At 68.3% G+C, this 2,309-nt stretch carries 2 protein-coding genes; both read right to left on the reverse strand.

Going from position 1 to position 2,309, the window contains the following annotated elements; translation table 11 throughout:
• Positions 1–122: 122 nt before the first annotated feature.
• Positions 123–1,022, reverse strand: a complete 900-nt coding sequence (locus tag KME77_RS02340) for an aminoglycoside phosphotransferase family protein (RefSeq protein WP_219461222.1) — start codon at positions 1,020–1,022, stop codon at positions 123–125.
• Positions 1,023–1,225: 203 nt separating this feature from the next.
• A complete protein-coding gene (locus tag KME77_RS02345) occupies positions 1,226–2,041 on the reverse strand; it encodes a protein phosphatase 2C domain-containing protein (protein WP_219461225.1) in 816 nt (271 codons plus the stop codon).
• Positions 2,042–2,309 lie beyond the last annotated feature (268 nt).

The following is a 2,309-nucleotide window of genomic DNA, read 5'->3' on the forward strand; positions in this document are numbered from 1 at the left end:
CCGCCCAACGCCGCGAACGCGCCCGCGTCCGCAGCGAGAAGGGCATCCGCTGGGGCGGCCGCCCCCTGGCTCCCGCAGCCTGAAACCCGACCCAACCCCGGCGATCGTTTCCGGTCACAGCACTAGCCGATGAGAGCCGCAGTGATCTGACGGGTGGTCTGCGCGGCGACCCTCGGATTGACGGCGGCATAGGTGGTGTAGGCATTCAGCCCGGTGGCAAGAGCCCAGCCCCGTCCCCGTGTCCAGGTGGCGTCGTCCACATCGAGCGCGGCGCGGAAAACGGCCCGGCTGTCGGTCGACATCAGGGTAAAGGCGATGATCAGATCACAGGCCGGATCGCCGATACCGAGCCCGCCGAAGTCGATGACCGCACTGAGCCGGCCGTCGACGGTCAGCAGGTTGCCGGTGTGAAAGTCGCCGTGGAACCAGACCGGAGGGCGATCCCATCCAGGGACGCCCAGGGCAGCGTTCCACAGTTCGGTCATCGCGGTGGTGCCGAATACGTCGCCGACCTCCGCGATGGCGGCCCGCGTCGCCCGATCCCGGCCCGCCAACGGCTGGCCGGTGAGGTCCTCGCGGGCCTCCATGTCCTGAACGTCCTCGGACCCGAACCGCTGAAGGGCGATCAGGAACTCCGCCAGTTGTACGGCGGCCACGGACGAGTCGGCCAGCGCCTCGACGGTCGCCACCTCGCCCTCCAGCCAGCGGGACACCGCCCACCGCCACGGATAACCGAAGTCGGGCTCACCCACTCCCACCGGTACCGGAATGGCCAGGGGCAGTCGCGGGGCGAGCCGGGGCAGCCATTCGAGTTCCTTGTCGGCCTGTCCGATGGCGCCGTCGTGGCGGGGCAGCCGTACGGACAGCTGCTCGCCCAGCCGGTAGATCACATGGTCCGAGCCGGCCGGATCGAGCAGCTCCAGAGGCAACGCGGCCCACTGTGGGAACTGCGTATCGACCAGCTTCCTGACCAGTGCGGCATTGATCGTGGGGCGGGTGTCCGCGGTTCTGGCGGTTGCCAAGAGCAGCTCCTGCGATCGGCCCGCGCCGTACGGCGGGCGGCTGGACCATCACAGTGCACAGTGGGCTGTGTGTCGACCGGATTTCCGGCGGGACTGTCCAGCCACCAAGCGGTGGCCGTCGAGATTGGTGAAGCGCAGCAAGATCGGGACCAGGGCGCGGGCGTTTCACGGGGGACGATAACCGGCGCACCCGCTGGGGTCCGTCAGAACCGGCAGTAGAGGGCCGTCGCGTCGTCATGGGTCTTGCCACGCGGCCAACGCCTACCATCCGCGTCAGACTCCTCCGCTGCGCGAACCGTGGCGATCAGGTCAGCCGGCCCGTATCGGTGAAGCCCGTCGAGAGTCTGCTGCCAGGTCGCCAGCCCGAACCGGTCAACAAGGCGGGAGGCACCGTCACTGAGCAGGGCCGCCGCCCTTACGTCAGCCGCGGGAACGGCGCCAACCAGGGCTTGTTCGACGGCCAGTGGATCGGTGGCGGCGACCCAGAAGCCGCCGTCGCGGTTACGGTGCTCACGCATGCTCTCGACATAGTCACGACGAGCCGCGACGTGCGCGGGACTGCCGGAGTCGAGGGCATCCATGGCCGCCCGATAGCGGGCCCCCACCAGGGCTTCACGATCATCGGTGATCACCATGGGCTCCGCCGTCCCGAGGTCGAGCAGCAGCGTGGAGTCGGCCAGCACCAGCCACTCAAGCACATCGATCGAGCGCCGCAGCATGATCACGGTGGCGGACGGCGTACCGGGATGACTCAAGTCGCAGGCGCCGTCATGCAGGCCCGCGACAGCCTTGATCGCGTCCGCGAGCGTACCTGCCAACGAATCAGCACCGCGGCTCATCGAAGCAACAAGAAGGGAGCCCAAGGTGCGCGAATACCAGGCCGTTCCGTGCACGCACCCCGATTCCGCCCCAGGCGGAGTGCCCGCCCCGTCCAGCAGAACGGCGACATCGGGCGCGACGGCGACATAGTCCTCGTTCACCTGCCCCGGAGCCGCTTCGGTGGCGAAGGCGACGCGCACATCTCACTCCTCGTCGTGGCGATACAGCTGCCCCACAAGGTGGCTACCTCGATTTGCAGGACCTGAACCACGCCGAGGCTGCCCTGTGGATGGATGCCGCCCTGATGATTGCGCGTTCCAGAACATGTCGACGCGACGCCTCGGAAGGTGTCAAGTCAAATGCGACAGGGAGTGGGCTGGTCTGATCGCTAGGCGGCCTCTTCCGGCTGGTTGATGTAGGCGACCTGCGGGATCTTGGGGAGCCGGGGCGTGCGGGTGAACCGGTGGG

This window comes from Nonomuraea rhizosphaerae (genome assembly GCF_019396405.1).
GTDB lineage: Bacteria > Actinomycetota > Actinomycetes > Streptosporangiales > Streptosporangiaceae > Nonomuraea > Nonomuraea rhizosphaerae.